At 34.7% G+C, this 23,613-nt stretch carries 22 protein-coding genes, 3 rRNA genes and 1 pseudogene; 6 read left to right on the forward strand and 20 right to left on the reverse strand.

What is annotated here, in order from left to right; genetic code table 11:
* Nucleotides 1-34: 34 nt before the first annotated feature.
* The 12 genes and pseudogenes from AB4865_RS11040 to AB4865_RS11095 form a co-directional block, all read right to left on the reverse strand.
* Nucleotides 35-514: pseudogene (locus tag AB4865_RS11040) on the reverse strand (septal ring lytic transglycosylase RlpA family protein); the annotation flags it as partial.
* A 65-nt stretch (nucleotides 515-579) separates the two neighbouring features.
* Entirely contained in the window at nucleotides 580-1,002 is a 423-nt protein-coding gene (locus tag AB4865_RS11045; protein ID WP_372473357.1) for a hypothetical protein, read from the reverse strand.
* Between the two features lie 92 nt (nucleotides 1,003-1,094).
* Nucleotides 1,095-1,778: a LysE family translocator gene (locus tag AB4865_RS11050; protein WP_372473358.1), complete on the reverse strand. Its 684-nt coding sequence runs from the start codon at nucleotides 1,776-1,778 to the stop codon at nucleotides 1,095-1,097.
* A 125-nt stretch (nucleotides 1,779-1,903) separates the two neighbouring features.
* Nucleotides 1,904-3,175, reverse strand: a complete 1,272-nt coding sequence (locus AB4865_RS11055; protein ID WP_372473359.1) for an adenylosuccinate synthase — start codon at nucleotides 3,173-3,175, stop codon at nucleotides 1,904-1,906.
* A 65-nt stretch (nucleotides 3,176-3,240) separates the two neighbouring features.
* Nucleotides 3,241-3,687, reverse strand: coding sequence for a Fur family transcriptional regulator (locus AB4865_RS11060; RefSeq protein ID WP_372473360.1), 447 nt, complete (start codon nucleotides 3,685-3,687; stop codon nucleotides 3,241-3,243).
* 112 nt (nucleotides 3,688-3,799) lie between these two features.
* On the reverse strand, nucleotides 3,800-4,084 hold the full coding sequence (locus AB4865_RS11065; protein WP_372473361.1) for an addiction module antidote protein: 285 nt from the start codon (nucleotides 4,082-4,084) through the stop codon (nucleotides 3,800-3,802).
* 173 nt (nucleotides 4,085-4,257) lie between these two features.
* On the reverse strand, nucleotides 4,258-4,395 hold the full coding sequence (locus tag AB4865_RS11070; RefSeq protein ID WP_372473363.1) for a hypothetical protein: 138 nt from the start codon (nucleotides 4,393-4,395) through the stop codon (nucleotides 4,258-4,260).
* A gap of 85 nt (nucleotides 4,396-4,480) precedes the next feature.
* Nucleotides 4,481-6,679, reverse strand: a complete 2,199-nt coding sequence (locus AB4865_RS11075; protein WP_372474910.1) for a bifunctional (p)ppGpp synthetase/guanosine-3',5'-bis(diphosphate) 3'-pyrophosphohydrolase — start codon at nucleotides 6,677-6,679, stop codon at nucleotides 4,481-4,483.
* A gap of 154 nt (nucleotides 6,680-6,833) precedes the next feature.
* Complete coding sequence (locus AB4865_RS11080) at nucleotides 6,834-8,363, reverse strand: FMN-binding glutamate synthase family protein (protein ID WP_372473364.1); 1,530 nt, start codon at nucleotides 8,361-8,363, stop codon at nucleotides 6,834-6,836.
* Between the two features lie 81 nt (nucleotides 8,364-8,444).
* On the reverse strand, nucleotides 8,445-9,008 hold the full coding sequence (locus AB4865_RS11085) for a thioredoxin family protein (RefSeq protein ID WP_372473365.1): 564 nt from the start codon (nucleotides 9,006-9,008) through the stop codon (nucleotides 8,445-8,447).
* Nucleotides 9,009-9,163: 155 nt separating this feature from the next.
* Nucleotides 9,164-10,603: a glyceraldehyde-3-phosphate dehydrogenase gene (locus AB4865_RS11090; protein WP_372473366.1), complete on the reverse strand. Its 1,440-nt coding sequence runs from the start codon at nucleotides 10,601-10,603 to the stop codon at nucleotides 9,164-9,166.
* Nucleotides 10,604-10,676: 73 nt separating this feature from the next.
* A complete protein-coding gene (locus AB4865_RS11095) occupies nucleotides 10,677-11,471 on the reverse strand; it encodes a hypothetical protein (protein WP_372473367.1) in 795 nt (264 codons plus the stop codon).
* A 174-nt stretch (nucleotides 11,472-11,645) separates the two neighbouring features.
* Between AB4865_RS11095 and AB4865_RS11100 the strand changes: the two genes are divergently transcribed.
* The 4 genes from AB4865_RS11100 (at nucleotide 11,646) to AB4865_RS11115 (ending at nucleotide 14,641) form a co-directional block, all read left to right on the forward strand.
* Nucleotides 11,646-12,005 (forward strand): TM2 domain-containing protein, encoded by a 360-nt coding sequence (locus AB4865_RS11100; RefSeq protein WP_372473368.1) that lies wholly within the window; start codon nucleotides 11,646-11,648, stop codon nucleotides 12,003-12,005.
* Nucleotides 12,006-12,007: 2 nt separating this feature from the next.
* Nucleotides 12,008-12,316 (forward strand): DUF2752 domain-containing protein, encoded by a 309-nt coding sequence (locus AB4865_RS11105; protein WP_372473369.1) that lies wholly within the window; start codon nucleotides 12,008-12,010, stop codon nucleotides 12,314-12,316.
* A gap of 70 nt (nucleotides 12,317-12,386) precedes the next feature.
* Nucleotides 12,387-14,126 (forward strand): ABC transporter ATP-binding protein, encoded by a 1,740-nt coding sequence (locus tag AB4865_RS11110; protein WP_372473370.1) that lies wholly within the window; start codon nucleotides 12,387-12,389, stop codon nucleotides 14,124-14,126.
* Nucleotides 14,127-14,128: 2 nt separating this feature from the next.
* Nucleotides 14,129-14,641 (forward strand): hypothetical protein, encoded by a 513-nt coding sequence (locus AB4865_RS11115; RefSeq protein ID WP_372473371.1) that lies wholly within the window; start codon nucleotides 14,129-14,131, stop codon nucleotides 14,639-14,641.
* Between the two features lie 12 nt (nucleotides 14,642-14,653).
* On the opposite strand, the gene AB4865_RS11120 is transcribed toward AB4865_RS11115, so the two are convergent.
* Together AB4865_RS11120 and AB4865_RS11125 are read right to left on the reverse strand one after the other, a co-directional pair.
* The gene (locus AB4865_RS11120) at nucleotides 14,654-15,646 is read right to left on the reverse strand and encodes a cation diffusion facilitator family transporter (RefSeq protein WP_372473372.1); all 993 of its coding nucleotides are present in this window, start codon (nucleotides 15,644-15,646) and stop codon (nucleotides 14,654-14,656) included.
* On the reverse strand, nucleotides 15,646-16,443 hold the full coding sequence (locus AB4865_RS11125) for a lysophospholipid acyltransferase family protein (RefSeq protein WP_372473373.1): 798 nt from the start codon (nucleotides 16,441-16,443) through the stop codon (nucleotides 15,646-15,648). The genes AB4865_RS11120 and AB4865_RS11125 overlap by 1 nt, the downstream gene beginning before the upstream one ends.
* A 111-nt stretch (nucleotides 16,444-16,554) precedes the next feature.
* On the opposite strand from AB4865_RS11125, the gene AB4865_RS11130 reads away from it, so the two are divergent.
* Entirely contained in the window at nucleotides 16,555-17,238 is a 684-nt protein-coding gene (locus AB4865_RS11130) for a cell division ATP-binding protein FtsE (protein WP_372473374.1), read from the forward strand.
* A gap of 1 nt (nucleotide 17,239) precedes the next feature.
* Nucleotides 17,240-18,151 (forward strand): glycosyltransferase family 2 protein, encoded by a 912-nt coding sequence (locus AB4865_RS11135; protein ID WP_372473375.1) that lies wholly within the window; start codon nucleotides 17,240-17,242, stop codon nucleotides 18,149-18,151.
* 354 nt (nucleotides 18,152-18,505) lie between these two features.
* Here the strand turns inward: AB4865_RS11135 and rrf (AB4865_RS11140) are convergent.
* The 6 genes from rrf (AB4865_RS11140) to AB4865_RS11165 all read right to left on the reverse strand — a co-directional run bounded on the left by rrf (AB4865_RS11140) (nucleotide 18,506) and on the right by AB4865_RS11165 (nucleotide 23,515).
* Nucleotides 18,506-18,616, reverse strand: a 5S ribosomal RNA gene (gene rrf, locus AB4865_RS11140).
* A gap of 13 nt (nucleotides 18,617-18,629) precedes the next feature.
* Entirely contained in the window at nucleotides 18,630-18,845 is a 216-nt protein-coding gene (locus AB4865_RS11145) for a hypothetical protein (RefSeq protein WP_372473376.1), read from the reverse strand.
* A gap of 12 nt (nucleotides 18,846-18,857) precedes the next feature.
* Nucleotides 18,858-19,037, reverse strand: coding sequence for a hypothetical protein (locus AB4865_RS11150; protein ID WP_372473377.1), 180 nt, complete (start codon nucleotides 19,035-19,037; stop codon nucleotides 18,858-18,860).
* Nucleotides 19,038-19,464: 427 nt separating this feature from the next.
* The gene (locus AB4865_RS11155; protein ID WP_372473378.1) at nucleotides 19,465-20,247 is read right to left on the reverse strand and encodes a hypothetical protein; all 783 of its coding nucleotides are present in this window, start codon (nucleotides 20,245-20,247) and stop codon (nucleotides 19,465-19,467) included.
* Nucleotides 20,248-20,435: 188 nt separating this feature from the next.
* Nucleotides 20,436-20,547 (reverse strand): 5S ribosomal RNA (rrf, locus tag AB4865_RS11160).
* 94 nt (nucleotides 20,548-20,641) lie between these two features.
* Nucleotides 20,642-23,515 (reverse strand): 23S ribosomal RNA (locus tag AB4865_RS11165).
* Nucleotides 23,516-23,613: the final 98 nt, after the last annotated feature.

Raw genomic sequence — 23,613 nt, forward strand, 5'->3', positions numbered from 1 at the left:
GATCAAAATTTTCTTCAAAATCATTGGGTAATTTTTCAATTTTCACATTCAAATTACCTCTGCCTTTATGAGTAGTAATCTCCATAAAAGCTTTTTTACTCAAATCTAAAGTTTTACCTTTAACAAATGGACCTCTATCAGTTACTGTTACAATTACAGATTCGTCATTGTCGATATTCGTAACTCTCAATTTAGTACCAAAAGGCAACGTTTTATGAGCTGCAGTCAACTCGTTGTTGCTAAATACTTTTCCACTTGCTGTTTTTCTACCATTGAACTTGTCATGGTAGTAAGTTGCAATACAATTTTCATTGATTACCTCAACACTTTTTTCCAATTCTTCTAATTGAAGGTTCAATTGATTGATATCTAATGTAGGTACTTCGATATCATCTACAGAAACTGAAATTGAATCTTCTTTTACAAGATACATAGCCATTTCTTTAGATTTCACTTCTTCTTCGTTTGAAAAAGAAACAGCATAGCCCATTGGAATAAAAAGAGCAAAGCTCATCAAAAATTTTTTCATCAATTTTAATTTGGTTACACTTTCTCTTGTGTTTGCAAGATACTAAAAGTCTAATTCAACCAATTGTCCCACGGAATTCTTGACATTAATAGAATAAATCCAATCCCGTACAACAATGTGATTGTTTTAAATTTAGAAGCAGATTGCTCCTGTTTTTTGTGTTTTGAAAATCCGATGGTAATCAAAACAATAGCTATTAAGTTTATCAAAGGGTGTTCTAAAGCATACAATCTCAAACCTGAATTTTTCATTGCATCTCCGATTGGTACAACCATTGGTGATACAAAATATAAAATAATTCCCACCAACATTTGTAAATGACTAAAAGCCAATCCCAACAATGCAATGGTTTTATCCATCGGTTTGAAATCTCTTTTTCCAATCCATCCGATTAGTGCATTAAACGCTGCTAATCCAACGAAAAACAACACCAAATACGCCATATATGAATGCGCATGTTGTAATCCTACCATATTTTTTTAGTTGTTAGTTATAAAGACAAAGTTAGAAAAATATTTTAAATTACCAAAACTTTGTTTCTACCTTATTATTTTTAAACATTATATCAATTTCCATTTAAATTATTTTTATCTATGCCTTTTTCTTCAAAGTTTTTATCCAACTGATTAAACTGTGAAAAACTTTGCATAAATAAAAATATACTTAAAAACACCAAAATCACTCCTACTGCTTTGCGAATTCTATTAGCTCCTCTTTCTTTTAATCGATTGTGAAAATTCTTTGCTAAGTATATCTTTGTCAAATCTATGAGTAAATAGGTTATGATAACTATTGACAAATAAAGAATAAACAATTTAGTATCTGGATATTCTTTTCGTATAAAAATAACAGTAACTAACCAAAAAAGTACGACACCTATGTTGAGAATATTTAATAAAAAACCATTAAAAAAAGTTTTTAGATAATTTTTCCCTACGATTTGACCTTCGTTTGCCAATTTCATTTTCGTCTTAGAGAAAATCATAAAAAGTCCGTATGCAAAAATAATCAATGAAGAAATACGATAAAAACTAGGATATTGATCGATAATTTCAATAATATCTTGACTACTGTAGTAGGCTGCAACAATGCACAATATATCAGCAACGATGACTCCAAAATCTAAAAACAGTGCATGTCGAGCCCCACGAGTTAGACTTGTCTCTATCAATAGAAAAAACACAGGTCCTATAAAAACCACACTCAACATAAATCCTAATCCGATTGCTGATAATATTAGTTCTGCCATAAATTTGTAGTTAAGGCAACAAAAATACGATAATTTATCAACATTCTAAAGATTTACTTGAGTATTCCTTGATGAAATATCACAATTAAATAAAAAAGCTGTCATTTCTGACAGCTTTTATTATATTATTTTACGATAGTTTGTTTTCTATCTGGACCTACCGAAACAATGCGAATAGGCACTTCTACTTCTTGCTCAATAAATGCGATATAATCTTTCAATTCTTGAGGCAATTCGTCATACGTAGTCATATTCGTAAGATCTTGACTCCAACCTTTTTTCTGAACAAATACTGGTTTTACATTTTCTGGTTCTATATTGTAAGGTAAATGCTGAATCACTTCTCCTTTGTATTCATATCCTGTACATACCTCGATGGTATCAAAACCTGAAAGCACATCTCCTTTCATCATATACAATTCTGTAACACCGTTTACTTGCACAGCATATTTCAATGCAACTAAGTCTAACCAACCACATCTACGAGCACGACCAGTTACAGAACCAAATTCATTTCCAACTTTTGCCATGGTAGCACCAATTTCGTTGGTCAATTCTGTTGGGAATGGCCGTGAACCCACACGAGTTGTATAGGCTTTGAAAATACCGAATACTTGTTTTACTTTGTTTGGAGCAATTCCCAAACCTGTACAAGCACCTGCAGCTGTTGTATTTGAAGAGGTTACAAATGGATAAGTACCAAAGTCGATATCTAATAACGAACCTTGAGCACCCTCTGCCAAGATAGATTTCCCTTCTTTCAATGCCTTGTTTAGGTAAGCTTCAGAATCGATAAACTGTAATTTTTTTAATTCTTCAATCGATGCGAAAAACTCTTTTTCCATTGCAGGAAGGTCGTATTTCAATTCTACATTGTAGAATTTGATCATTTCGATGTGTTTTTCAGCCAAAGCTTGGTAACGCTCTTTAAAATCTGCTAATTCGATATCCCCTACTCTCAATCCATTTCTACCTGTTTTGTCCATATAAGTCGGACCAATTCCTTTCAATGTAGAACCGATTTTCGAATTACCTTTCGATGCTTCAGAAGCAGCATCCAACAAACGGTGTGTTGGCAAAATCAAATGAGCTTTTCTCGAAATCAATAAGCGATTGTAAATATCGATATTAAATTTTTCTAATCCTTTGATTTCTGAATCAAAAACCACTGGATCGATAACCACACCATTACCAATGATGTTGATAGAATTTGTGTGAAAAATTCCTGAAGGAATCGTACGCAATACGTGTTTGATTCCATCAAATTCTAATGTATGTCCAGCGTTTGGACCACCTTGAAAACGTGCAATAATATCGTATTTTGAAGTAAGGACATCTACAATTTTCCCCTTACCTTCATCTCCCCATTGAAGACCAAGTAGCAAATCTACAGTCATGATGTTTTGTAATGTTTATAATTTTTATGGAGGCAATTACCAACCGACAATTCGCCCTTTTAATGTTATTTATTATGCGTTTTTCTTTTTCCGTAAAAATACAAAGAGTGATTTTCTATTTCTACTCCAAACAACTCCTCAATTGTTTCTTTGATTTGTTGAATACGTGGATCACAAAACTCCAATACCTCTCCAGAATCCGTCATAATCAAGTGATCATGTTGCTTGTCAAAGTATGATTTTTCGAAATGTGATTGATTTTGACCAAATTGATGTCTTCTTACCAATCCACAATCTTGCAATAATTCGATTGTATTATAAAGCGTAGCTCTACTCACTCTATAATTTTTGTTTTTCATTTTCAAATAAAGTGATTCTATATCAAAATGGTCATCACTTTCATAGATTTCATGCAAAATTGCATAACGTTCTGGAGTTCTACGATGCCCGTTTTCTCCTAAATACTTAGTAAATACTCTTTTTACTATATCTTGATTGGTTTCTTTTTTCATAATCCCTTGACTATTTTGTGCAAATATACTGTTATTTTATAAATTTAAAAAAAAGAATAGACTAAAAAATCTAGTCTATTTCTTTTATTTTGAATGGTTATGATTTATATAGCTAAGCAGTTACTGGTGTTACTCTTAATCGTCCACCTACTGCTTTTAAAACTTTCATTATGGTTGAAAATTGAGGTTTTGCCCCTTCTGATAATGCTTTATAAAGACTCGGTCTGCTCATTCCTGTATTTTCTGCTATTTTTTTCATTCCAATAGCTTTTGCAATATGACCAATCGCTACAATCACATCTTCTTCATTTCCTTCTTCAAATACAGAATTGAGATATTCTGCAATTATTTCATTATCATTTAAATAATCTGCTATTTCAAATTTCGTAGTATTCATATTTTATTTTTATTTTTTCCCAAATTATTTTTTCTTTTTCAATATCTTGTTGCTGAGACGATTTGTTTCCTCCAATTAACAAAATAATAATCACCCCATTTACTTCTTTGAAATAAATTCTATATCCTTTTGCATAATGTATTCAGAGTCCGTGAATACCATTTCAAATAGATTTACAATCGCCAAAATGCCCTTTCTTTTTCTAACTTTTGAAGTCTAAATAATATTTTGGCTTTTGCCTTTAAATCATTTAGTTTTCTAAACCATTTATCAAATGCATCTGTCTTTTCTAAAGAATAGAGTGTATTCATTTGGATACAAATTAAAAAAATATTATCAAATTAAAAAACAAAAAGCCAAAAGACTATTTCTTCTTTCGGCTTTTATACTAAAAATTTAATTTACTCTTGTAACTTTCTCTACTCCATCAATTTTTAGGATACTATCAGTCAGTTTTTTCAAAACTGAACTATTTGGAACGATTACCGTAATTTCTCCTGTAAAAATCCCAGCATTTCCACTCAATGATATACTTTGTATATTAACCCCCATTTGATTGGAAATCACTTTGGTCAATTCGTTGGTCAATCCTAAACCATCGATTCCCTTGATTTCTAATTTTGCATTGAAATCCTGCATTGATGAATCTATCCACTCGGCTGAAAGAATGCGATATGCATAATTTGACTGCAACGCAATGGCATTGGGACAATTGCTTTTATGTACCTTTATTCCTTCATTGATGGTTACAAATCCAAATACATCATCTCCTGGGATTGGATTGCAACAACTCGACAATTTATAATCCAATTTTTCTTGGGCTTTTCCAAATACCAATAAATCCAATTTTGTTTCTGCATTCGTTTCTTTGGAATCTGATATTTTGATGGTCTTTTTGAAAAAGTTGATAATAGGATTTGAATTTTTATGATTTCCAAATTCTTTCAACTGCTGATTGTCGATAATTCCACAACCTACCTTGTAAAACAAATCCAAACTCGTTTTCAAGCGGAAATGATTTACCAATTCGTTGATAGTCTTTTCATCAAAATTGATTTTCAAATGACGCATTTTGCGGATTAAAAGTTCTTTCCCTTCTTCTCCAATGCGTTTCATTTCCTCGTTCAACACATTTTTGATTTTGTTTTTGGCACGAGCGGTAGTTACAAATTCTAACCAATGTGTTGTAGGTTTTTGGTTTGAGGCTGTGATAATTTCTACCTGATCACCGCTGTTCAATTCAAAATTCAATGGCACCAATCGTCCGTTTACTTTCGCACCACGCGTTTTGATACCTATATCTGTGTGAATTGAAAAAGCAAAATCCAAGGCTGTTGCTCCTTTTGGCAACGGTTTGATTTCTCCTTTTGGTGTAAACACATAAATCTCTTTTGAATACAAATTCAATTTGAAATCTTCCACAAAATCCACCGCATTAGTTTCTGGATTTTCAAGGGCTTCTTTCAACAAATTCAACCAAATATCCAAACTGTTTTCTTCTGTCACACCTTGTTTGTATCGATAGTGAGCGGCATATCCTTTCTCTGCAATTTCGTCCATTCGTTCGCTGCGAACTTGTATTTCTACCCAACGTCCTTTTGGTCCCATGACCGTAGTATGCAACGCCTCATATCCTGTTGATTTAGGCGAAGAAATCCAGTCTCTCAATCGACTTGGAGACGGACGAAAATGGTTGGTAATGATACTATAAATCTTCCATGCAATAAATTTTTCATCCTCTGGACGAGATTTATAAATGATACGCAAGGCAAATTTGTCATACACTTGATCAAAAGAAATTCCTTGCGTTTTGATTTTTCTATAAATCGAATACACAGATTTTGGTCTTCCTTTGATTATGTATTCAAAATCTTCTTTTTGCAACGAAGCGTCCAAAATATCCGAAATTTCCTTGATATACCCCTCTTGTTCCTCTTTTGATTCGTTGATTTGATTGGCAATATCGTTGTATTCTTCCGGTTCGGTATATTTCAATCCCAAATCTTCCAATTTAGTTTTGATGTTAAACAACCCTAAACGATGAGCCAATGGTGCGTAAATATACAAGGTCTCCGAAGCAATTTTTGCTTGTTTGTAAGCAGCCATCGACCCCATAGTTTGCATATTGTGTAAACGATCGGCAATTTTTATCAAAATCACTCGTACATCATCATTGAGTGTCAACAACATTTTACGGTAATTCTCTGCCTGAAGCGAAATATCCGCATCGGGTTCCATTTGAGAGATTTTGGTCAATCCGGCAACAATTTGAGCAATTTTAGGATTGAACATTCGTTCGATATCCTTTACCGTTACATCGGTATCTTCTACCACATCGTGCATCAAAGCTGCTGCGATAGACGTTGCTCCCAATCCGATTTCATTGGCAACGATTTTTGCCACAGCAATTGGGTGAAATATATATGCCTCACCCGACTTTCTTCGCTGATCTTTATGTGCTTCTACAGCTACATCAAAAGCCTTGCGAATCATTTTTTTATCTTCATCAGTAAGCGTTTGATAACTCACGCTCAACAAATCTTTATACTCCCTTGCAATGGCCTTGTTTTCCTGTTCTAATTGTTCTTCTGTCATCATAGTCTGTAGCTTTTTATCTCTTTTTTCTTGTTTATTTATGTTTTACGTGCTAAATATAATCAATTCTTAAATAAAACAAAAAAAAGCCCACTATTTTTCACTAAAAAAATGACAACACAAAAAAACCGCCCATTCCAGGCGGTTTCTATTTTTATGATTGTGAAAAATACATTTCTTTGAAATTGATATTTTTTCCATGCTCGATACGTTTGTGGAATACATCTGGAGTAATTTCTGTAGGCTTTGAGAAACCACATGCTCCGATAAATTCTCCAAAGGCTTTCATTGTATTTTTGTGGAATGTGGCTACACGAACCGATTTGTCTGTGATATCCATTCCTTCGTACAACAATGGATCTTGCGTTGCGATACCTACAGGACAGTGCCCGCTATCACATTGCAACGCTTGGATACATCCAAGAGCAAACATCATTCCTCGTGCTGAATAACAAGCATCTGCTCCCAACGCCATAGCTTTTGCCAAATCAAATGCAGAGATTACTTTTCCTGCTGCGATGATTTTTACTTGATCTCTCAATCCGTATTCTTTCAAAATTTTGTTGGCAAATACCAACGCATCCGAAAGTGCCATACCCATATAATCGATAAACTCTAATGGTGCAGCACCTGTACCTCCCTCAGCTCCGTCGATTGTGATAAAGTCTGGACAAATTCCCGTTTCTTTAAACGCTTTTACAATGTCTTCAAACTCAGATTTTTTACCAATACAGATTTTAAATCCAATTGGTTTTCCACCTGATAAGTCTCTCAATCGCTTGATGAAATACGCCAATTCTGTTGCATTTCCAAACGCTGAGTGAAATGATGGTGAGTGTACCGTTGTATGAGGTTTTACATTACGGATTTTAGAAACCTCTACTGTATTTTTCTCAGCTGGCAACAACCCTCCGTGTCCTGGTTTTGCACCTTGAGATAGTTTCAACTCAATCATTTTTACTTCTGGATATTGCGAACGCTCTGCAAACAACTGATCATTGAAGAATCCTTGCTCATCACGACAACCAAAGTATCCTGTACCAATTTGCCAAATCAAATCTCCTCCCGAACGGTGGTAAGGCGACAAACCTCCCTCTCCAGTGTTGTGAGCAAATCCTCCTAATTGAGCACCTTTGTTCAAGGAAATAATCGCTTTTTTACTCAATGCACCATACGACATCGCGCTAATGTTATAGATACTTGCACTATATGGTTGTTTACATTGATCATTACCGATTGTGGTACGGAAGTTAAAATCACTAACTTCTTTTGGATAAATAGAGTGAGCTGCCCATTCGTATCCTAAACGATTAGGATCATCTTGCATACCAAAAGAAATAGTTTGCTTTTCGTTTTTCGCTCTTTGATAAACAATCGAACGCTCACGACGGTTGAATGGTTTTCCGTCCAACTCTCCTTCGAAGAAATATTGTCTCATCTCTGGACGAATCGATTCTAACATATATCTCAATCGTCCGATGATTGGGTAGTTTTTTCTAATAGTGTGTTTGGTTTGAAACGCATCAACAAATGCCAATCCGAACAAAATACCAGGAAGTACTAAAATTAAAAAATTGTATTCCTTAAAGATTACTAAATACAAGCTAAAAAGCAAGTAAGTAATCACAAAAGCCCAAATGATTTGTCTGATTACAAATCGATTGAAAAATTTTTGGTGTAACATAGATTAGTTGCTAAATTATCTTTTTGTTATGGTTGTAAATTTCTTTACTTTTTCAAATGCAAAGGTATAAAAACTATTCTATTATTCTACTTTTTTCCACTTAATATTACATCCAATACTTGGTTTTTGTAAAGTATTGATTTTACGACTATAAAGCAATGAATCTATGGCATTTCGCAAATCCGAACCACTTACTACAATACCATTTTGTGGTCGAGAGTCGTCGAGCTGACCTCTATAAACCAATTTGTCATATTCGTCAAACAGATAAAAATCAGGTGTGCAAGCCGCATCATAGTCTTTTGCTACTTGTTGTGTTTCATCATACAAATACGGAAAAGAAAATCGGTGTTCCAAGGCAAATTCGGTCATTTTTTCTGGCGAATCGTCGGGATAATTTTCCACATCATTGCTCGAAATAGCAATCGTAGATACACCTTCTACTCGATAATCATTGGCAATGCGTACAATTTCCTCAATTACATGATGAACATACGGACAATGATTGCATATAAAAACAACCAAAGTTGCTTTTTTACCTTTCAACTGCTGAAAAGTTTTCATTTTTTGCCTTGTAGTATCAAACAATTCAAAATCCATTGCTTGTGTTCCTAATGCCAACATATTGGATGGAGTTCTTGCCATAGTGTGTTTATATATTGTGATAGTTTGAATTTTTATTAGAAATACGTTCTGTGAAAATACAAAAAATATTCTTTCGTTCCAAAAATCAACAAAAAAACCACACAATAAATACTGCATGGCTTTTTGAAATAAAATATAAATATAAAAACTTTCTATTAATAGTAAGTATATCTACGTACGTTTGCAACATATTTTGCCAAGCGAATTACTTGATGGCTATATCCATACTCGTTGTCGTACCAAATGTACAATACGATGTTTTTACCGTCTGCTGAAACGATTGTTGCATTTGAATCATAAATAGAAGGTGCTGATGTACCGATAATATCTGATGATACCAATTCGTTGTTTAAAGAATATTTGATTTGCTCAACCAAATTTCCTTCCAACGCATATTTTTTCATGATATCATTGATTCCTTGTACTGAAGTTTCTTTACCTACTTCCAAGTTCAATACTACCAATGAACCATTTGGCACAGGTACTCGGATTGCGTTTGAAGTCAATTTACCTGCCAAAGAAGGCAATGCTTTTGCTACAGCAGAACCTGCCCCTGTCTCTGTTATAACCATGTTCAACGCTGCTGCTCTACCTCTACGGTATTTTTTGTGCATGTTGTCCACCAGATTTTGGTCGTTTGTATATGCGTGGATAGTTTCTAAGTGTCCTTTTACTACCCCAAGAGTTTCTTCGATTACTGCTAATACTGGAGTAATTGCATTTGTAGTACAAGAAGCCGCTGACCAAATGTTTACTTTGTCGATGTTGTAATCTTCGTGGTTTACACCATATACGATATTTGGCACACCTTTTCCCGGTGCAGTAAGGATTACCTTATCAGCCCCTTTTGATTTTAAGTGACGAGACAATGCCTCTTCGTCCTTAAAAACACCAGTATTGTCGATAACCAAGGCGTTTTCAATTCCATATTTTGTATAATCGATATCTTCTGGTTGTGCTGCAGAAATCATTTTTACAGGAGACCCATTGATGATCAATGCTTCGTTTTCTACGTCAACAGAAACTGATCCTTCAAAATCTCCGTGAATAGAATCTAAACGCAACAATGAAGCTCTTTTCTCCAATGATTTTGCGTCATTTTTATCGCGAGTTACAATCGCTTTCAATCTCAATTGTTGTCCAGTTCCGATTTTTGCCATCAATTCACGAGCCAACAAACGTCCGATACGACCAAATCCGTACAATACTACATCTTTTGGAGTAATGTTTGACGTATTTTTTGCATCTTTCAATTTGTTTGCAACAAACGAAGTTGCATCTGTACCATTTTCTACATGGTATTCGTATGTCAATCTTCCTAAGTCAATACGTGCTGGTGGCAAATCAGCCGCGATAATAGCACGTGCAATTTCAACAGTATCAAAAATATTAATTGGCTTTTCAACGAATTTTGCTGCGTATTCATGTAAGTTGATAATATCACTCACACTACGATCCAACAATTGGTTGCGGAAAATTACCAATTCGATTGATTTGTCATACCACAAATCGTTTACCATCTTGATAAGATCTACACAAGCTTTTCTTCTGTCTGCTTGAAAAGCTAATTCTTTTTCAAATGTGTTGTTTTCCATATAAATCAAAAATATGTGTTTTTTATAACTGCAAAAATATTGTTTTTTTGAATTGTTTAAATACTTTATTCGTTTATTTTTTAATAAAATTTATAAACACCTCTTCTTTTTCTTTCAAATTAGTATATGCTTCATAACTTCTATCCCCATCAATTATCAAAACTTTGGCTGTATTTGGAGTAATAACACCTTCATTTTTGGCAATTATTTTCAATTTATTTTCCCCCTTTTCAATTGGAACATTCAATAGCTTTATTGACTTTTTCACTTCATAATCCTTCAATAATGATTTATTATCAACATAAACATCTATTTTATCTCCATCTTCTTTTCCTGCGTCCCATATTTTAATTATCACTTTATCAGTTTTTACAAATACATTCAATTGTTCGTTTTCTGTCAATGTATTCATTTTCAAACTATCCATAATTTTCACAGGATTGTACTTTTCTCTGATCACTTCGTCTATTTTTTTAGATTTATCTAACTTTTTTAACAATTTTGTTACCTGTTTTTCTACTTTTTCTATCTTTACTAATTCTATAGAACCATTGATACATTTGGTGCCATCAGAAAATTTACCTAAAAAATCTCCACTGATTTTTGCATTTTGTTTATTTAGAGTAATGGTTCCTGTATAGTGTACGAAACAAAATGAATATTTATTTACCTTTGATTTGGTATATAAAATTTCTTGCTCTGAAAATTTCAAGATTTTGTTTTTTAAATCATAAGTACCTACTATCTCACTTTTTGTTTCATGTAATCCACCAAAATCAGTTACAGAATACCCCTTTATTTTCCCTTTCTCTTCTTCAAAAACCAAGCGATAAGAAATAATTATTTTGTCATTTTTATTTAATTTCAAAACACCAAGAAACTCATAATTAACACTTTGTGCTATTGAACAAAATGGAAGCAAAAATAACATTAAAAAACACCTTAACATATTTTTTTTATTTACTTTTTCAAAAGTAATAATAAATTTTTTTACAATATGAAATTAAAATTATTTTTCGTATCATTATTGTTTATACTGATAATGAGCACATTGCAATCTTCTTTTCCTGTTGAAAGAGCAGAGGCATTAGCATCTACAAAAGTTGTTACTGAGACAAATGACAATGTAACTACATCAATTGTAGATGAAATAAAAACAGCTGAAAGCGAATACACTTCACCTGTTGCTACTATGAGTGGAAAAAGCCAACTTATCGCATTATTGCTATGCGTATTTGTCGGAGGATTAGGTATCCACAGATTCTACTTAGGATATAAGACAGAAGGTATTATCCAACTGTTGACTTTAGGTGGATGTGGAGTTTGGGCTTTAATTGACCTAATCCGCATCGTTACTGGTGACTTACAACCTAAAAATGGAAGATATACAGAAACTCTTTAATTTTGAAAGAAATAGTTTTTCTAATACGTCATAGTTTAGTGGTTTTCACTCCAATTGTTCTAATATTTCTACCTGCAAATTATTTCGATCATGGACAATCTGTTTGTTTATCAAAATCTTTGGCTGGTATAGAGTGTTGGGGATGTGGTAGTACCCGTGCAGCTATGCATCTTTTACATCTAAATTTTGAAACTGCATGGAACTACAACAAAATGATATTTTTCATCATGCCATTATTAATTATAGTATGGTTGAAATCTGTTTTCCAACTTTTCAAAATTAAACAACCTAAGTATTTTGACTATTTATAATAAAATGCCGACTAAAAATAGTCGGCATTTTTCTTTGTTTATGTATCTTTGCCCTTTAATCATATAGTAAATGAAAGAACTCCAACGCCTGAATAAATATTTCAAAAAATACTACAAACATTTTGTTTTAGGGATTATCATTACCATTCTATCTCAAGTATTTATGGTAATGACGCCTGAGTTTGTAGGTGATGCCATCAATATATTAAACGATTTTTTAGCGGATAAAATTACAAGCGGTTTTGCTAAAAACGAATTGTTTAAACTATTGGGCTATATCATTGGTGCTACTTTACTTTCAGGCTTTTTTACTTTTTGGATGCGACAAACCTTGATTGTCATGTCTCGTCATATCGAATTTGATATGAAAAACGAAATTTTCAAACAATATCAATCTCTTTCTCTCGATTTTTTCAAACGCAACCGCACAGGAGATTTGATGTCGAGAATCTCCGAAGATGTTGCCAAAGTGCGCCAATATGTCGGACCAGCTGTGATGTACTCATTAAACACAGTGGCTCGCATGGGGATTGTTTTGATTCAAATGTTTATCATTTCTCCCAAACTTTCGCTTTATGCATTAATTCCAGTGCCTATTTTGATGATTGGAATGATGAAATTGATGAAATTAATCAAATCGAGAAGTATAGCATATCAACAAAATCTTTCCAATTTATCGTCGTTTGTACAAGAAAATTTTTCTGGAATACGAGTAATCAAAGCTTATAACCAAGAAAAAAGATTGAGTGGTGATTATCTAGATTTGACCGAAAACTCTAAGAATATTTTTTTGAAATTGACCATTGCCAACGGTTTGATTGCTCCTATGATGATTGGTCTCATTGCTTTGAGTAATATATTCGTAGTGTATATTGGGACCAAAATGTACATCAACAACGAAATTTCCGTTGGGGTCATTGCCCAGTTTATCATGTATATCAATATTTTGACTTGGCCTATTGCCTCTTTGGGATGGATTTCGTCTATGGTACAAGAAGCCGAAGCTTCTCAAAAGCGAATCAATGAATTTTTGAACGAAAAAAGCGCCATCACTTCTACCCTTTCACCTGTACAAACACCAATTTCTGGTGCTATTGAGTTTAAAAATGTTTCGTTTACCTACTCTGATACAGGCATCAAAGCATTGGAAAATATTTCCTTCCAACTACCAAAAGGAAAGACATTGGCAGTTTTGGGAAGTACGGGGTCTGGAAAATCAACACTTTTACATCTTATCACGAGATTATATGACGCTGACCAAGGTGAAGTTGTTATAGACCAACATAATGTAAAAGACTATGAAATTCAAAACCTTCGCACAGCTGTTGCAACCGTACCACAAGATGCTTTTTTGTTTTCGGATACGATAAAAAACAACATTAAATACGGAAAACCAACAGCTACGGACAAAGAAATCATCCGTTATGCAAAACTCGCCGATGTCGATAAAAATATTGAAGCCTTTACCGATGGTTACGAAACCATGCTTGGCGAAAGAGGTCTTACACTTTCGGGAGGACAAAAACAACGCGTATCTATTGCGAGAGCTCTTATCAAACAATCTCCAATTTTATTGTTGGACGATTCGCTTTCTGCTGTGGATACCGAAACAGAAGAAAATATCCTAAACAACCTAAAATCAATCACACAAGATACCACCACGGTAATTATAACACATCGCATTTCGGCTGCAAAACATGCCGATTGGATAGTGATACTCGAAAAGGGTCGTATTATTGAACAAGGAACGCATAGTCAACTCATCAAAAACAATGGGTACTATGCCGAATTGTACGAAAAACAATTGTAAAAATGGAAGAAATCATCAACCACGGTGAATTGCTCACTAAAGAAGAAAGCCAACGATTCTTTGAAGAAATCAATCAATCGATTACTTGGCTGAAAATAATAAATTTAGGAGAAAAAACAGCTTTTTTTTCCTTTTATGGTTCAAAAGATTTTACGATTCCATCTTTGTTTTCAGAGCAAAAGGCATTGCCTTGGACAGAAGAATTACTTGCATTGAAACAATTAATCGAAATATACACCAACCAAAGATTTAATGCCTGTGTGATTATAGCTCAATCTAAAAACAAACCTTTTTCAATGAAACTCCAATCGATTTTAGAAAATTTAGAAGAAGAAAGTAGCATTGCTTTTATCAATTTGAAAAATTCAGTAGAAATATCATTAAACCATCATACATCAAGCATTCAAAATAGACAATTGATTGAACATCCGATTACGTTTAACCAAAATGAAACAATTAAGATAAAAGGTACAAACAATCATTTTACACTCATTTATTTCAAAATAAAAAGCTGATTAACTTTACCATTAATCAGCTTTATGTTTATTATTTTCACATATATTTTCAGCATTCCATTCTATTTCTTTCACAAAAGAATGTTTTCGCATAGAGCAATCGTTTAGATTACATAGCGAACAAGAAAATTCTCTACAAGCGTCCAAATGTACAAACATTTCCACTCGATCGCCAAAATAATCTTTGACAATATCCTCAAAAACTTCGATCTCTCGATGCCCTTCCTCTGTATTATAATACCACGGAATCGTCATGTGACAATCGATATGCAAAGTTGCTCCGTATTTGATAATTCGCAAATTATGTACATCTATCCAATGTTTCCGACGATTGTTTTGAAGCAAAATTGCTATCGTTTGCAACAATTGTTGATCGGTTTCGTCCATTATTCCTGAAACACTTTCACGCAAAATCGAATAGGAAGTGTAAAGTATCAACAAGCCAAAAATCAAGGCAGTAACACTATCAATCCATAATATATTAGTCATAGAAATCAGTACCAATCCGATGATAATTCCCAAGGTACTATACGTATCGGTTTGCAAGTGTTTTCCAGTAGCAACCAAAGTAGGCGAATGTTGTTGCTTTCCTTTTTTAATTGCCAAATATCCCATAGCATAATTGATCAAAGCAGTAAAAGCTATCAGGTACGTTCCATAAGCCACACTGCTTAATTCTGTCGGATGAGCAAAACTTTCATATACTTTATACAAAATACTCAAACCTGCAATTCCAATCAAAATTCCTTCGATAGACGCCGAAATAAATTCGATTTTTCCATGACCATACGGATGGTTTTTATCTCGAGGCAAAGCAGACAAATACAAACTATACAAAGCAAACATCCCACTAAATACATTGATAGTGCTTTCCAAGGCATCGGTCAAAATAGCCACAGATTGCGTAAGAAAATAGGCGATAAATTTTACAACAAAAAGCAAAATTCCAACACCTACTATCAATAGTTGAAATCTAAAATTTTGATTGTTTTGAATAGTTTTCATCAATATTCGCGTTCTTTATTGAGCAATTCATCTTGGTCGAGCAGTTCCTGTGGAATCACTTTTAGATATGATGGATGTTGCTCTATGGCATATTCTATTTTTTCGATGATATCCTCTACACTATCATCTTCATAATCAATTTTCAAAAGTTCTTTGATGACAAAAGATTGCAAAATCCCCTTTTTTTTCATAAAAATTCCCTTTTTATCAAACGACCTACGAAAACCATCGATTACAATCGGAACTACAATAGGTTTATGTTGCTTGATAATGTGAGCTGTGCCTTTTCTTATAGGTGAAAAAGACTTGGTCGTCCCTTGCGGAAAAGTTATTACCCAACCGTCGTCCAACGCCTTTTTAATATTTTCAGTATCATTGGGATTGATCTGCTTTTTTTCTTCTAGATCTTTTCCTTTATCACGCCAAGTACGCTCTACTGTTATCGCACCAACCAAACTGAGAATACGAGGCAAAAGTCCCGCTTTCATTGTTTCTTTAGCAGCTACAAAATAGATATTCAACTTGGGATTCCATATATAAAAAATGTTTTTTATATTATTTCTTCGCCCTTTCAACGACGCATTAAACACATGAAACATAGCAACTACATCAGCAAAATAGGTTTGATGATTTGAAATAAACAATACACCATTTTCTGGTAATTCTCTGATGATTTCAGAACCTTCGATTTGTAGCGAATTAAAACCTTTATATCGTCTATGCGTGAGAAATCCAAAAATACGAATAAGCCATTTTTTTAGGTAAATAATATTTCCAAATGGATCTTTTTTCAACATTTTATTGACTTGTTTGAATGATTCACAAATATACTACTAATGATAAATTAAAAAAAAGGAATACTTTGAAATTTATTTTGTAATTTTGAAAACTATAATAAAAATTTTGAGATGACTCCTACAATTTTAGAATTAAAAAATGTAACTATATATCAAGAAGAAGCACCCATTTTAAACAATGTAAATCTTCAAATCAACAAAGGTGAATTCGTTTATCTCATTGGAAAAACAGGTTCAGGTAAAAGTAGTTTAATGAAGACACTTTATGCCGATTTATTATTAAAATCAGGTGAAGGTTGCATAGTCGATTATGATTTAAAAACTCTAAAAGAAAAAGACATTCCATATTTAAGACGAAAAATTGGTATTGTTTTTCAAGATTTTAAACTATTACCAGACCGTAGTATTTATAAAAATTTAGAATTTGTTTTAAAAGCTACAGGATGGACTACTAAAGCAGATATAGACCAACGAATTTCCGAAGTATTATCTAAAGTTGATATGGTAAACTCTATCAACAAATTGCCACATCAACTTTCTGGTGGAGAACAACAAAGAATAGCAATTGCACGTGCCTTACTAAATGACCCTGAGTTGATTTTAGCAGACGAACCTACTGGTAATCTCGACCCTCAAACGAGTATTGAGGTAATGGAGGTATTGAGAAAAATCAACCAAAACGGTCGTACAATTTTGATGGCAACGCATGACTATGCCCTTTTGGTTAAATTTCCTTCTAAAACGATTAGATGTGAACAAGGAAAAGTATTTGAAGTAATCCAAAAAAACGTCTAAAATGTTATCAGTACTCATTCCTACTTACAAATACGATGTAACCCAATTAGTTATAGACGTTTTTAAACAATGTACATCAGCAAACATCCCGTTTGAAATCATTGTTTATGATGACGGCTCAGGAATACTGTACAACAACGAAATAATCAATAGTTTTTCTAATTGCACTTATACTGCATTGCCCAAAAACATCGGTAGAAGTGCAATTAGAAATTTATTAGCACAAAAAGCAAAATACTCTTGGCTACTATTTTTAGACGCTGACGTACAGGTTATTAAAGAAGATTTTATTGCCAATTATCTAAAAGAAATCAACAAAAACACTACACCAAAAATCATCTACGGAGGCATAGTATATCAATCAAATAAACCCGAAAAATCACAATTATTACGTTGGTTTTATGGGAATAAAAGAGAAGCAATTCCTGCTAATCAACGTAAAAAGGAAACCTATTTAGCTTTTCTTACACTAAATTTTGTCATTCACAAGCAAATATTTGAAAAAGTACGCTTCAACGAAAGAATACCAAATCTCCGTAACGAAGATTTATTGTATTCTTATGACATCCAGCAACAGCAAATTCTATTAAGCCATATAGACAACCAAGTATGTCATTTGGGTATCGAAACTACGGATATTTTCTTAAAAAAAACAGATGAAAGTACGTTGAGTTACATTTATTTATGGGAAAACAAACTACTCCCATACAACTACACACCTTATGGGAAAATGTACAAAAAACTACAAGACTTCCATCTCATATCATTAGTAGGCTTAGGATTTAAAATTCTAAAACCATTTTTGACTTACAACCTAAAAAGTTGCCATCCATCGATTACTATATTCGACATGTATCGCATGGGATACGTTTGTACTCTAAACAAAAAAGAAGTACTATCACAGTTTAAATAATTATGAAAACCGACAGTAATTGCAGTTTTTTATTTTTATAATTTGACGTGTCGCTTTGCATTTCCTTTTTTGAAAGAATATTAAATAGAAAAAATACAATTAGAACTCCAGAAGAAATTTATTTTCAAAAAAACAAAGGAAAATACTTGCGTCATATCGTCTGCTGTACTATTTGTTTCGATTTACACCTCACAAAATAACATCGCCTCATTCCTCACTCAAAAATTTCTGCTTACATAGATTATTTCCTCTTCGCAAATTTAATGCCTTTCAAGTACTTATTGTCAAAATATTCATTCTAAAATAAATACATAAACAAAAAAATCCTAATAGTTTCGAGTCAGAATTTTTAAGGAAAGCCGGCAACATACTCTCCCACACCATAACGCAGTACCATCTGTGCTATTAGGCTTAACTTCGCTGTTCGAAATGGGCAGGAGTGAGTCCAACGCTATAACCATCTTATTTTTTTATAAAATCAAAATAAAGTTCTTTTTTCTTTTTTATAAGAAAGATAGCTAAGTATCAATGGAATAATGATAAATCCTAGTCCTTTCAATAAAGATACCGACAAAAGACCTTTCATTTCAGACAACAATATACAATCCATTTCGTATGAAAATATTTCATATAAAAACCATCCAAATGATAGAAAAACATACGAAAACAAAGCTCTAAATATCAATAATTTCATAATTCCATAACTTTATATACTACCAGTTACTGCTCCATATACAGTTGCAGCTACCATTCCAGCCAATGCTCCTAAAGGTCCTAATGCTACACCTCCAAAAACAGCCCAACCGACCATTCCAAATGCTCCTCCTAATACATCACTTTCTGTTCTTGTTCTAGTTTTATTTATTTTCGGTCCTCCTTTACTCAAAGCTTCTTGAGTATAAAACAATCTGTAATTCCCATACCACCTTCAATCTCAAGAAAACAGATTTTAGCAGAATTTTTAGCAATTGGATAATATGGTTATCAACACAATTTTACTTTACTAAATATTTCAAACAAGCTTTATTTCTCACTCTTTAAAGATCTTTATTTAGTATTTCAAAAGCAAATATACTTTATTAGCACCTACCTCATTATTTTAAATCATATTAAAATCATTTATCCTTTTTAAAAGCCTCCTTAAGAATAACAACTCCTAATACAATAACAAAAACATTAGAATAAATAAACGACTTAATAACATCATTTTCTGAAAAATCCAATAAATTATAATTATTTACTGTACAAAACAAAAAATGATTAAAACTTACTAATAAGAGATAAACAATTAATATACTCAATACTTTTTTCATCTATCCAAAAAGAGCTGACGCCATAGCAGATTCAACAGCTACCCAAACAAAAGCACCACCTGTTAAAGCAAAACCTGCAGGCCCAAACATCACTCCCCATGCTCCGTAAGCCGCAACCCCCAACATCCCTGTAGTCATTCCTTGTGCATCTGCTATTGCTACATTTTTCCAATTTTTCTTGCCTTTTTTATTACTCATAAAATAGGGACTTCTCTTCTTTAATAAGGAAAATCCTAAACCACTTCCTCCTTCCTCAACGGATGCCCAATAAAAAGAAGATTCCTTTAAAGTCTCAATATACAACAAAATTGGTGTTTTAAACATTTTTCGATTATCAGATTTAACATCACCAACTAATTTATCTAAAGACATGTTTAGGTCTCCTATATCTGAAGAATCAAAAAGAATCTGATTAGCTTGATCAATATACATTTTTTCCCAATCATAGATTAGTAAATCCTGAGACTTCTCGACACCAGCAACATTTTTTGAGAAGTCAACTACTTGCTTCAATGTAATATCTCTAAAATCACTCATATAAGTATTATACAGATCTTCTACCAATTCTAATTTTTCATTCTCACTATATAAATAAACATCTCCTCTACTCATATGAATATTATTCAATATTTCATTATGCATATTAGCCATTTTCATTATTTGCTCATAAGACAATTCTTCAAAACTATCCATTTGATTTAATTTTTTTTGTCTAATGTTATTCAATTTCTTTAATTCTACTTCATCTAAAACTTCTCTCCTCCCAAGATTACTTTCATTCATTGATAGATTTTCATTTCCAGTCGACGAATCCGAAGAACAAGAATAAAAAGTTGTTAAAAACTGAAAGGACAACAACAAAGTTAATGTAATTTATTTTAAAACTTTCGTTTTTATTTATATTTAATTAAAATTTCTTATTTATCAAAAAAAAAACTCTAATTTATTTCAATTAGAGTTTTTAACTTAAAAAAAGGCGGCGACATACTCTCCCACGCTATGACGCAGTACCATCTGCGCTATTGGACTTAACTTCTCTGTTCGGAATGGGAAGAGGTGAGCCCCAACGCTATAACCACCTTAAATCGGTTCTGCTAATTTATATTATCTAATTTAGCAGGAATATCGTACATATTGTAAAACACTTCTATTGATACTTTATAAAAGCAACTCTTAGAGCACATAAGCTTACGGGTGATTAGTACTACTCGACTTTGACATTACTGCCTTTACATCTATAGCCTATCAACGTTGTCATCTCCAACGACCCTTCTAAAGAAATCTCATCTTGTGGTGGGTTTCGTACTTATATGCTTTCAGCACTTATCCCTTCCCAACGTAGCTACTCAGCAATGCACCTGGCGGCACAACTGATACACCAGAGGTTAGTCCAATTCGGTCCTCTCGTACTAGAATCAGATCCACGCAAATTTCTAACGCCCGCAGTAGATAGAGACCGAACTGTCTCACGACGTTCTGAACCCAGCTCGCGTGCCACTTTAATGGGCGAACAGCCCAACCCTTGGGACCTTCTCCAGCCCCAGGATGTGACGAGCCGACATCGAGGTGCCAAACCCCCCCGTCGATGTGAGCTCTTGGGGGAGATCAGCCTGTTATCCCCGGCGTACCTTTTATCCTTTGAGCGATGGCCCTTCCATACGGAACCACCGGATCACTATGCTCTACTTTCGTACCTGTTCGACTTGTAAGTCTCGCAGTCAAGCTCCCTTTTGCCATTGCACTCTACGCACGGTTACCAAGCGTGCTGAGGGAACCTTTAGAAGCCTCCGTTACTCTTTTGGAGGCGACCACCCCAGTCAAACTACCCACCAAGCAATGTCCTCTCTAAAAAAAGAGTTAGTCCTCAGATAAGCAAAGGGTGGTATTTCAACAATGACTCCCTGAATCCTGGCGAACCCAGTTCATAGTCTCCCACCTATCCTACACATCACTTATCCAAGAACAATACTAAGCTATAGTAAAGGTGCACAGGGTCTTTTCGTCCCACTGCGGGTAATCGGCATCTTCACCGATACTACAATTTCACCGAGCTCATGGCTGAGACAGTGTCCAGATCGTTACACCATTCGTGCAGGTCGGAACTTACCCGACAAGGAATTTCGCTACCTTAGGACCGTTATAGTTACGGCCGCCGTTTACTGGGGCTTCAATTCAATGCTTCGATTAATCTAACATCTCCTCTTAACCTTCCAGCACCGGGCAGGTGTCAGGCCCTATACTTCATCTCTCGATTTTGCAGAGCCCTGTGTTTTTGATAAACAGTCGCCTGGACCTTTTCACTGCGGCCAGCTTGCGCTGGCGACCTTTCTCCCGAAGTTACAGGTCTATTTTGCCTAATTCCTTAGCCATGAATCTCTCGAGCACCTGAGGATACTCTCCTCGACCACCTGTGTCGGTTTGTGGTACGGGTTCTTATAATCTATGTTTAGAAGCTTTTCTTGGCAGCCTTTAGGTACACTATCTCATCATCCGTAGATTCCGAGTACTATCAGTTTTCGCCAAACTCTACGCATTTTACTATAAAGTCTATAGCTACGACCTTTAACGAACTATTCCGTCAGTTCGCGGTACTTTCACCACTGCGTCACTCCATCACAACTATAAGAAGTACGGAAATATTAATCCGTTGGCCATCGACGTCCCCCTTCGGGTGTGCCTTAGGTCCCGACTAACCCTCAGCTGATTAGCATAGCTGAGGAAACCTTGGTCTTACGGTGTGCGGGTTTCTCGCCCGCATTATCGTTACTTATGCCTACATTTTCTTTTCTAAACAGTCCAAAATACCTCGCAGTACTTCTTCTACCCAGTTTAGAATGCTCCCCTACCACAGTATATCTGTCCATAGCTTCGGTAGTATACTTATGCCCGTTTATTATCCATGCTCGACCGCTCGACTAGTGAGCTGTTACGCACTCTTTAAATGAATGGCTGCTTCCAAGCCAACATCCTAGCTGTCTAGGCAGTCAAACCGCGTTTGTTCAACTTAGCATACATTTCGGGACCTTAGCTGATGGTCTGGGTTCTTTCCCTCTCGGACATGGACCTTAGCACCCATGCCCTCACTGTTTATAATCATTTATTAGCATTCGGAGTTTGTCAGGAATTGGTAGGCGGTGAAGCCCCCGCATCCAATCAGTAGCTCTACCTCTAATAAACTATAATAAACGCTGCACCTAAATGCATTTCGGGGAGTACGAGCTATTTCCGAGTTTGATTGGCCTTTCACCCCTACCCACAGGTCATCCGAAGACTTTTCAACGTCAACCGGTTCGGTCCTCCATTTGGTGTTACCCAAACTTCAACCTGCCCATGGGTAGATCACACGGTTTCGCGTCTACCATTACTGACTATAACGCCCTATTCAGACTCGCTTTCGCTTCGGCTGCGTGACTTAATCACTTAACCTCGCCAGCAACGGTAACTCGTAGGCTCATTATGCAAAAGGCACGCCGTCACCCAACTAATGGGCTCCGACCGCTTGTAAGCGTATGGTTTCAGGTTCTTTTTCACTCCGTTATTCACGGTTCTTTTCACCTTTCCCTCACGGTACTGGTTCACTATCGGTCTCTCAGGAGTATTTAGCCTTACCGGATGGTCCCGGTGGATTCAGACAGGGTTCCACGTGCCCCGCCCTACTCAGGATACCACTATTTAATACATCGTTTACCTATACGAGACTATCACTCTCTACGGTGTATCTTTCCAGATACTTCTAGTTCCCTTTGATTAAAATATCGTGGTCCTACAACCCCAAAATTGCCAAAACAACTTTGGTTTGGGCTTTTCCGATTTCGCTCGCCACTACTCTCGGAATCACTTTTGTTTTCTTTTCCTCCGCCTACTTAGATGTTTCAGTTCAGCGGGTTCGCCTCCTATCGGATACTAGTTCTTCAAACTAGTGGGTTGCCCCATTCGGATATCTACGGATCTAATCGTATGTGCCAATACCCGTAGCTTTTCGCAGCTTATCACGTCCTTCTTCGCCTCTGAGAGCCTAGGCATCCCCCATACGCCCTTATTTTGCTTATTGTGCTCTTTTTATCTCTTGTAATATCTCTATCACAAAAAATCGTGCTTTTTATTTTTCTATCTATTTGTGTTTTCCCAATATGTCTATGAACTTGTCTT

This window comes from Capnocytophaga sp. ARDL2 (assembly GCF_041530365.1).
Taxonomy (GTDB): Bacteria; Bacteroidota; Bacteroidia; order Flavobacteriales; family Flavobacteriaceae; genus Flavobacterium.

Coding starts and splice junctions, on each gene's coding strand:
- AB4865_RS11145 (WP_372473376.1), bottom strand. CDS start 18,845: ATGAAATTATTGATATTTAGAGCTTTGTTTTCGTATGTTTTTCTATCA.
- AB4865_RS11135 (WP_372473375.1), top strand. CDS start 17,240: ATGTTATCAGTACTCATTCCTACTTACAAATACGATGTAACCCAATTA.
- AB4865_RS11055 (WP_372473359.1), bottom strand. CDS start 3,175: ATGACTGTAGATTTGCTACTTGGTCTTCAATGGGGAGATGAAGGTAAG.
- AB4865_RS11115 (WP_372473371.1), top strand. CDS start 14,129: ATGGAAGAAATCATCAACCACGGTGAATTGCTCACTAAAGAAGAAAGC.
- AB4865_RS11100 (WP_372473368.1), top strand. CDS start 11,646: ATGAGCACATTGCAATCTTCTTTTCCTGTTGAAAGAGCAGAGGCATTA.
- AB4865_RS11080 (WP_372473364.1), bottom strand. CDS start 8,363: ATGTTACACCAAAAATTTTTCAATCGATTTGTAATCAGACAAATCATT.
- AB4865_RS11090 (WP_372473366.1), bottom strand. CDS start 10,603: ATGGAAAACAACACATTTGAAAAAGAATTAGCTTTTCAAGCAGACAGA.
- AB4865_RS11110 (WP_372473370.1), top strand. CDS start 12,387: ATGAAAGAACTCCAACGCCTGAATAAATATTTCAAAAAATACTACAAA.
- AB4865_RS11065 (WP_372473361.1), bottom strand. CDS start 4,084: ATGAATACTACGAAATTTGAAATAGCAGATTATTTAAATGATAATGAA.
- AB4865_RS11045 (WP_372473357.1), bottom strand. CDS start 1,002: ATGGTAGGATTACAACATGCGCATTCATATATGGCGTATTTGGTGTTG.
- AB4865_RS11155 (WP_372473378.1), bottom strand. CDS start 20,247: ATGAATGAAAGTAATCTTGGGAGGAGAGAAGTTTTAGATGAAGTAGAA.
- AB4865_RS11070 (WP_372473363.1), bottom strand. CDS start 4,395: ATGAATACACTCTATTCTTTAGAAAAGACAGATGCATTTGATAAATGG.
- AB4865_RS11125 (WP_372473373.1), bottom strand. CDS start 16,443: ATGTTGAAAAAAGATCCATTTGGAAATATTATTTACCTAAAAAAATGG.
- AB4865_RS11050 (WP_372473358.1), bottom strand. CDS start 1,778: ATGGCAGAACTAATATTATCAGCAATCGGATTAGGATTTATGTTGAGT.
- AB4865_RS11075 (WP_372474910.1), bottom strand. CDS start 6,679: ATGACAGAAGAACAATTAGAACAGGAAAACAAGGCCATTGCAAGGGAG.
- AB4865_RS11060 (WP_372473360.1), bottom strand. CDS start 3,687: ATGAAAAAAGAAACCAATCAAGATATAGTAAAAAGAGTATTTACTAAG.
- AB4865_RS11120 (WP_372473372.1), bottom strand. CDS start 15,646: ATGAAAACTATTCAAAACAATCAAAATTTTAGATTTCAACTATTGATA.
- AB4865_RS11085 (WP_372473365.1), bottom strand. CDS start 9,008: ATGGCAAGAACTCCATCCAATATGTTGGCATTAGGAACACAAGCAATG.
- AB4865_RS11130 (WP_372473374.1), top strand. CDS start 16,555: ATGACTCCTACAATTTTAGAATTAAAAAATGTAACTATATATCAAGAA.